The 8,073-nt window shown below is 33.5% G+C and carries 8 protein-coding genes and 1 pseudogene; 5 read left to right on the top strand and 4 right to left on the bottom strand.

Annotated features, from left to right (window positions below; genetic code table 11):
* The first annotated feature begins 207 nt into the window (after positions 1 to 207).
* The gene (locus ACIQZG_RS24025; protein WP_402758612.1) at positions 208 to 336 is read left to right on the top strand and encodes a hypothetical protein; all 129 of its coding nucleotides are present in this window, start codon (positions 208 to 210) and stop codon (positions 334 to 336) included.
* 165 nt (positions 337 to 501) lie between these two features.
* On the opposite strand, the gene ACIQZG_RS24030 is transcribed toward ACIQZG_RS24025, so the two are convergent.
* Positions 502 to 945 carry a carboxymuconolactone decarboxylase family protein gene (locus tag ACIQZG_RS24030; protein WP_402758614.1) on the bottom strand — a complete coding sequence of 148 codons (444 nt, stop codon included), beginning with the start codon at positions 943 to 945 and terminating at the stop codon, positions 502 to 504.
* A 378-nt stretch (positions 946 to 1,323) separates the two neighbouring features.
* Between ACIQZG_RS24030 and ACIQZG_RS24035 the strand changes: the two genes are divergently transcribed.
* Positions 1,324 to 1,599 carry a hypothetical protein gene (locus ACIQZG_RS24035; protein ID WP_219364032.1) on the top strand — a complete coding sequence of 92 codons (276 nt, stop codon included), beginning with the start codon at positions 1,324 to 1,326 and terminating at the stop codon, positions 1,597 to 1,599.
* A gap of 250 nt (positions 1,600 to 1,849) precedes the next feature.
* Here ACIQZG_RS24035 and ACIQZG_RS24040 read toward each other — a convergent pair whose 3' ends face one another.
* Positions 1,850 to 2,728, bottom strand: coding sequence for an ArsR family transcriptional regulator (locus tag ACIQZG_RS24040; protein WP_402758617.1), 879 nt, complete (start codon positions 2,726 to 2,728; stop codon positions 1,850 to 1,852).
* Between the two features lie 93 nt (positions 2,729 to 2,821).
* Here ACIQZG_RS24040 and ACIQZG_RS24045 point away from each other — a divergent pair, with 93 nt between their 5' ends.
* Positions 2,822 to 3,700: an alpha/beta hydrolase fold domain-containing protein gene (locus ACIQZG_RS24045; RefSeq protein WP_402758619.1), complete on the top strand. Its 879-nt coding sequence runs from the start codon at positions 2,822 to 2,824 to the stop codon at positions 3,698 to 3,700.
* Between the two features lie 186 nt (positions 3,701 to 3,886).
* Positions 3,887 to 4,258 (top strand): DUF5391 family protein, encoded by a 372-nt coding sequence (locus ACIQZG_RS24050; protein ID WP_200749829.1) that lies wholly within the window; start codon positions 3,887 to 3,889, stop codon positions 4,256 to 4,258.
* A 510-nt stretch (positions 4,259 to 4,768) separates the two neighbouring features.
* Here the strand turns inward: ACIQZG_RS24050 and ACIQZG_RS24055 are convergent.
* Positions 4,769 to 5,023 carry a hypothetical protein gene (locus tag ACIQZG_RS24055; protein ID WP_402758621.1) on the bottom strand — a complete coding sequence of 85 codons (255 nt, stop codon included), beginning with the start codon at positions 5,021 to 5,023 and terminating at the stop codon, positions 4,769 to 4,771.
* 309 nt (positions 5,024 to 5,332) lie between these two features.
* Positions 5,333 to 6,568 (bottom strand): annotated as a pseudogene (locus ACIQZG_RS24060) (IS110 family RNA-guided transposase).
* Positions 6,569 to 7,080: 512 nt separating this feature from the next.
* On the opposite strand from ACIQZG_RS24060, the gene ACIQZG_RS24065 reads away from it, so the two are divergent.
* Entirely contained in the window at positions 7,081 to 7,863 is a 783-nt protein-coding gene (locus tag ACIQZG_RS24065; protein ID WP_402758623.1) for a class I SAM-dependent methyltransferase, read from the top strand.
* Positions 7,864 to 8,073 lie beyond the last annotated feature (210 nt).

Here is an 8,073-nt window from a genome sequence, read left to right on the forward strand (position 1 = left end):
AAACACTGTTTATAAATGAAGTGGAAAAAATTTTTTCTCCATCACGAAATGGTTGAAACCGTTGATACATCAATGTTTATAGAGGGAGTTTAGTTGAAGAAGAAGGTTACTTTATACAGATATACCAATGCGGAATTTTAAATTCCATCACTACATTGAATGAATATCTGAAAGATATTGTACAGTAACGAAAGGAGGAAATTTAAAATGATTTTAGGTTCAAATTGTTTAGTTTGCATAAATAACGGCTTAGTTTTAGGGAAAGTACAAGCTGTTTATCAGCATAACGTAGTCGTTGAAATATACAGTGACAAGATAGAAAAGAACCACAAGTAATAAGTAAAGAAAATGTGATTAGTTCAGTTTCTTCGGAAACATTTGAAGCAATTAAAGAACATTATCAAGTGTTAGTGAAAAAAGATTTTTGTAATACATATCGAAAGAAATTGCGAAACAAAGGAAGGAAAAAACGAACACCGTGAGATGTTCGTTTAAATGTTTTTATTTTTCAGTTGCTGTATTCCCCATTGCAATAGAAATTCTATTCCAACTGTTAATCTGATTGATGATTAGAACAAGGTCAACATACTGTTGCTCATCATAGTATTCACGGACCCGATCATATAGGTCATCCGGAACTCTTTTAGTAGGAATTAAAGTTATATGTTCAGATAATTCTAGAGCAACTTTTTCTTCAAGTGTATAAAAAGTACATTCATTCCAAGCACTTAAACAATAAATACGCTGTTCGGTTTCACCCATCCTACGGGCATCGGAAGTATGTGTGTCAATGCAGAAAGCACATCCATTAATTTGAGAGACTCTAATTTTTATAAGTTCCCTAGTTGCTCGATTAATTGTAGATTTCTTAGTGTATTTCTCCATGTCCATCATAATTTTCATACCATCCGGTGCAACATCATAGTAGGCAACTCTTTGACTCATAAGGCAGGACCCCTTTTGTATTTAGATAAGTTAATTATAATTCAATCCGAACATTTGTGCTAGTTTTAGCTTTGGGATATTTGAATTAAAATGTACTTAAACTCCCATGAAAGAACTTAATCATCTTTCATTTTCTGTGGCGTGGCGCTGGTTTTTGCGCTACATGGATGGCTAACGGGGTGCTTTCCTTGAAGATCATTGAGTTGCATAGGCAGCTCTTTTTCTTATTGAACTAACCGAGCAGTTTAGTTGAAGAAGAGGTTTTTTTGCGAATGTGTTTAATAAGTTAATATATGTAAAACATTGAACGAAAAGGGGGTGCTTTACTTCAAGTCTGGGGGTGGCATTTATATACACAAAGTGAAAGGAGGCTTAAAAATGAAATCAATAGTTATAGGTAATGTTATATTTACTGGTTTTGTTGCATTATTTATTTCTTGGTTTTTTGCAGAAGGGGCGTTAGGAGAATCTGATACTTTGACGCCAGAATTCTTTTTAGTCATACCAGTATGGGCTTTTGGGGCACTGTTGATGTGGAGGTTCGTTTCCAAAGACAAATTAGAAAATACTTCTTATTTTAAAATTATATTGAGCAATTCTCTGCTTTGGTTAACTATCCCTTTAGGTTTAATGTTTGCGTTTGAATTTATATAAGAATATTAGAAGAAAGATAAAGAATAAAGCTGTTTTCTTATTGTACTAACGGGGCAGGATAGTTGAATAAGGATAATTCAATGCAAGGTAGAATATAAGTTTAAAAACTAAAATATATGTGCTTTAGTGGCTCCGTTTTAAGATGTATGAAACCAAGAAAAAATCGTCTTTAATGAGCTGCAACACTTTTTTGGTAGATTGTGCGTCCATTAAATGGGATGCAGCTCAATATTTTGGAGATTTTTTTTCATTAAAAATTTAATAATAGGTTAGATAAATCATTAACTCGGCAATGTCTAAAATTATAAAGAAAATAATCCTGTCTTGTTGGAGTAATTCTTAATAGACCCGCGGAACGAAGCAGTAATAAATGATGATGGATATTCCCTTTAGTCATCCCCATCAATTGAACAAGTTCAGTGAATGTTTTACTTTCTTCTTTCATACTACTAAGAATTTGTAATCGTTTATCTTCCGCTAATGCTTTGGTAATAAGTAATGTCTCATCTCTTACACTCATTAAACAAGGATAAGTAAGAACTGCTTTTTCATTGAAAATATCAATTAAAGATAAAGGGCGGAAATGCCAAGTAGGGGCAAGAACAACTTCTGTGACTCGTAAATTTTCAATATTGAATCCTTGTGTTATGGTTTCAATTTCACTAAAGGGATGTTCGTTTAAGGATGCTAGAACAACATTCTTAATATTATGAGTTAAAATTGGAGATATCATTTCCTCAATATCAATAAAATATTCCTGATACCATTTTGATAAAATCAATAGATGTTTTTTCCTTCTCCTATCTAGGTCAACGGGCATTCCCCTTTTTTCGCTCACATATGGTGCTAATAACTCGTACATTTCCCCTAATGGTAGTTCAGAAAGCCATAAGTGATATCCTTTAAAATTGTTATACGGGCAATGCTGAATTAAATGTACCGATAAATCTTCAAAATGCAGATCCTCCAACTCCGTTATTTCCTTATCCAATCCCTTGGATATTTTACGTTTAGTTTCTTCATACCAATCTTTTGAAATTGCTAAGTATTTTAGATGAGTTTGTCTCTTATAAAGTGACAGGCTAAGAAGTACCTCATAAGCTATTGAGTCAAGAACCTTAATATTCATAAAACTTCTCCTTATAAATTTTGAATTCAGTTTAACATATATTGACTAAAATTTATAGTTCAATTAATATTGAACTAAATGAGGAGGGGAAATATGGAAATGTATCAAACTGAGAAACTGGTGGATATTGTTTATGGTCAAACGGATGAACGAGAGTTAAGACTTGATATTATTAAACCAGTAGGAGCAGAAGAATTTTTTCCTGCTATAATTTATGTACACGGCGGAGGATGGATGTCTGGTGATAAAAGTAAAGTAGGTGGTGAATGGAATGCCTCTTTCGCAAAATATGGGTTTGTATGTATTAATATTAATTTTCGGTTGAGTGGAGAAGCAATTTTTCCAGCTCCACTACAAGATGTAAAACAAGCAATTCGTTGGGTTAAATTAAATGCAAAAAATTACAATATTGACGAAAATAAAGTGGGTATTTGGGGGCATTCATCAGGAGGACATTTAGCCACTCTAGCAGCATTAAGTGCAGATCATCCTGAATTTTCTTCTAAGGGACAATTCATATCGGAAAAGGTTAATGCAGTTGCTACCTTGGCGGGTCCAGTAGATTTACTTGAAATGGGAGGATGGCACAATAATCCGAATTCTCCAGAATCAAAATTTCTAGGTGGGAGTGTTCAAGAGCAAAGTGTAAAGGCAAAACTAGCAAATCCTATTCATTATATAAAAGGGGACACCCCACCAGTATTAATAATTCAAGGAAGTTATGATGAAATCTGTCCCGTTCAACAAAGTCAACTTTTATATAAAGAATTGCCAAATGCATCATATCTCGAAATTAAAGGTGCAGATCACGATTTTGTGGGTGGTATATTAACTTTAGATGATGTATTAAGCGTAGTAAGGTCGTTTTTTAAGAGAAATCTTAAAACAGGTTTAATTACCAAGGAAGAACTGGCTAAACATCGTGAAGAAGTTAATAAAGTAATAAATTGGTTTGAAGAAAAAAGCAAATAGTGTTTTTCCCCCTATTAGAAAAATTTGTTACAGGTATAGATTAAATAAATAGATAAAGTTTGTGAAGAAGTGCACTTAAATAAAAGGGGCTTAACTTCAATAGCGATCTTCCACAATCGGGCCAGATTGTTGAGGTGCTATATGTAAAGTGAACTTACCAAAAATTATTCTTATGGAGGTTGTAGAATGAGAAATGGTGTTATCTTAATGACCATAATTTCGGGGCTACTTTTCTGTTTTATAATGATTGCAGCTTCGCTAACTCCCTTTCCGGATCCTGGTGGATTCAATTCTTTAGGTATGTGGCTGAATATTATAATGTTTCTTGTCTTTTATATTCTGTCTTTAATTTTGTATTGGGTAGGAGTTAAAGGAATGAAATATGTTATGGCAGTTTTTTGCGGAGTAGGGTTACTTATATCACTTTCAATAATTGTACTGGCATTTGTAATGGGAACGGTTACTTATAATGTTTCTGATTTTCTATATGTGATCGTTCTTTGCGTTATGTCACTAATTGCCAATATCGTTTGGTATATTGTTGCATTTAAAAAGTAGCAGATTTATAACGTTCTGTTTTATAAGGATGCAATGTATTAAACAATCGGGTAGCTTTTCTTGAAGGTCATTGAGTTGCATATGCAGCTCTTTTTTTCTTTATTGAACTAACGGGGCAGGTTAGTTCAATAAGAAATTTGATAAATTCCATTGTTTTTATGTCGCACTGGTGAAAAGTTGAAGAATACAGAAATAGTGATTGTTTAGCTACAGACTAAGATGCAATACAATCTAAGTGATAAGTCAATTTCTATCTAGAGAATTACTTCAATCTCATAAAAAAAGCAGTATTTGTATATGTTTAAATGCAGCTATAAGTATGACGAATGGAATAAAACTGTTCAACACTTGGAATTAGAGAAAATTGAAATTGAAGGATAATACACAATTCGAACATACGGCGCAACACAGATGACAAAAAAACTTAGCAGAATAATTAATGAATTTCAAATTAAATGAGCCAATATCTAAAAGACGTGCTTAGATATTGGCTCTGCAGAAGTGCACTTACTATGGTCGGTTCCAAATAAATGTTGTAACAATATACGGCAAAAGTATGGCAATGACAAAAACGACCAAATTCCCAGATAATCCTATTACTTTAAATTTTCCTTTAGAATACAACAAGGCTAAGATAATCCCTATTATAGGTCCTGTAATTAATACGCTTCGCCATACTATACCTGGAACAAGATCAATATTAAAAATGGTTAGTGCATAAAAAAGTAAGTTAAAGATAAAAACATAAATTGATAAATGTTTCATAGCAAGGCTCCTTTTTGATTTCAGAATATTTGTAATATAGACGCACGATAATGTCGTTAAGTTTCGATCTTGAACTTTTTATTTTTAATGAAGAAGCTTTTTGTTAATACGAACTGTTAGGAATTTGAGACGTATTCCGAAAAAATGTGCATTAGAAGAAAAGGTTCTTCTTCAACTTAACCAGCTAATAGAATGTCAAGAAAAACATTTTTAATCAAAAAACACTTCATGCTATACTAAAAATGTTCAACACAAATAACCCTCCTCATTTTTTGTGGAAGGTTTTTGTTTTATTTGAAAATGCTATTGTTAAATAGTTTCTTGGAACGGTGTTTTTGTTTTTAAAATCGCATAGATCCAGTGTAAAAGCTTATTAGCACAAGCTATAATAGCTACTTTATATGGTTTACCTTCCTCGCGTTTCAATTCGTAGAAGGCTCGTAATCGTTTATTTCGTGCAATAGTCTCATCTGTTGTTTTCTTTTTACGACTATCACGAATTGAGCAGCGAACGGCTGTGTAAAGCATATGCCGAAGCCTAGCTGAGCCACGTTTGGTAATGTGATTGTTTGTGCCTTTAAAGCGCCCAGATTCAAACACACTGGGATCTAGTCCTGCAAAAGCTACTAACTTTTTGGGATGATTAAACCGGTCAATTTCCCCAATTTCTGAAAGTATCGTGGCAGCGATTTTTTCACCTACGCCGGGAAGTGACTGGATTAGTTCATATTCTTCGAGTTGTGCCACCAATTGATCAATCTCACGCTCTAACGTAGAAAGTTGTTGGCGGTACGCTTGAAGTAAATCAATATACATATTCAGACTGACGAGAAGGCTTTGATAAAGCGTTGACTGAAATGGGTTGCGTTCTGCAGCTGCGATTAATACTTTAGCTCTTTCTTGCGCCCAATTAAATGAACGTGCTTTACAATGCCTATCAATAAATTGTGAAATCTCTTCTACACCTGCGTCTAGTACTGATTCAGATGTAGGGTAGGACTGTAAAGTCCTTCATGAAATTTCAGCGTACAAATCACCAAAAACTCCTTTATACTCAGGAAAAACTTGATCTAATACAGCTTGAAATTGAAGCTTTGTTTGAACCATAATTCCCGTGATATTTTCGTGTTGCCTTGTCAGATGCCGAAGGTTTAAAAGCCGAATACCACGCTTTTTCTGAGGCTCTAAATCCTCTTTGTAATACAGTTCACCTAAGTGATAGGCATCAATGGCATCTGTTTTCGTTTTTCGTAAGTTAGAGCTTTTCGCTTGGTATGAAACGAGCGGATTGACGATAATAACAATGTACTCTCGTGCCTCTAAAAACTGTACAACTGGGGTATGATAGTGACCTGTCGCTTCTAAAACAATAGGTGGTTTCATCCCTGTTTGACGCGCTAAATCTAGTAAATAAGAGTGTAACTCTTCTAATCCTTCCACCGTATGATCAACTTTCACACTGTTTTTATAGGGCATTTTTTTATCCAAGAACATTTGAACCTGACTTTCACCTTTTGCAATATCCAGGCCAACAACTGGATTCATGTTTATCTCCTCCTTAGGTAATGGATTGACCGGTAACCTCTATCTAACTTGTCATTCATATGTTCGCTTGTTATACGGGATCACTATGTCCCAACCAGCTTAATCATGTGTTAACAAGTAGAGGGTGAACATGTTAGTTGTCGGGATCGAGTCCCACGGGTGCTTCCGTTCTACCCCGGCTACTATCAATCTATAAATTGAATAAAAAATAGTCAACCAGATTTCTCCGGCTGACCTTATAATACGAACGTGGTGCTTTAGTTCAATAACGATTTTCAACAATCGGGCGCATTTCTTTAATAATGAATGCGCCTTCCTCCATTAAAGGGCCATATTGTTGAATAAAGCAATTGTCCAAAACATGGGATTTTGAAACAATTGTTATTAAATTAAATGGCAGGATTGTTGAATAAGAGTGTTTGACAACTAGTAAAAAAATATCTTTAAAGGTTTAACAAAGGATTATAAATTTCTTTTATAATTATAACAAACAAAGAATAGATTATTTAAGGATGGCTGATAACTTGAAAACAAAAGCTAAATATCAAACTTGGATTCGAATTTACAAATTACTTATTATTTTTGTTATTTCACTCATTCTTCTCTTGGTAACATTATTACCTGTTAATTTATATCTGCGAGTTTTATCAGGGATTTTAGCGTTGCCTTTTATTTATATAGCATTTATACTTTCTTATTCAGTTTACCAATTTGCAGCATTTGGGGGGAATTATCAGTCAAAAATACATGATTTAATTGTTGCCAAAGTGGATTGGGATGGAAAAGGAAAAATACTAGATATAGGAACAGGGAGTGATTCACTGATTATTAAACTGGCAAAGACTTTTCCTAAGTCCTTTTTAACTGGAATTGATTATTGGGGAGGAAATTGGGAATATTCTAAAGAACAATGTCAACAGAATGCAGAAATAGAAGGGGTTTCTGATAGGACTGATTTTCTGAAAGCAAGTGCTGCAGAACTTCCTTTTAATGATGATGAGTTTGATATAATTGTAAGTTGCCTAACATTCCATGAAGTAAAAGATAGAGAAAATAAAACTGAAGTAATTAAAGAGGCATTAAGAGTGTTAAAACCTGGTGGGAAATTTGTTTTCTTAGATTTGTTTACGGATGAAAAAAAATTTGGAGATGAAAAAGAGCTCCTAAATGTCTTAAAAAAACATGGTGTATCTGAATTGAATGATTACAAGCTTGCTAAAGTAATGCAATTGCCAAAGCTTTTATTGAACAAAAAAGTATTAGGAAATGCAATGATTTTGAGTGGTAGGAAATAAGCGTAGCGTATACTAATTTGCTTGTGAAATAGCGCTAATTTCACTATTATAAGGGCAACTACTTTATTCAACAAAACCAGCTGATAGTTGTCAATAATTTTTATTAAAAATAATGAAAATATCATGTTATACTAAATTTGTGTATACCAAATAACCGTCCAAATACTTGATTTGGAAAGTTCAGGTCTACTTAGTTAAATTATCAAATCA

The organism is Lysinibacillus sp. NPDC096418 (genome assembly GCF_044762775.1).
Lineage (GTDB): Bacteria > Bacillota > Bacilli > Bacillales_A > Planococcaceae > Lysinibacillus.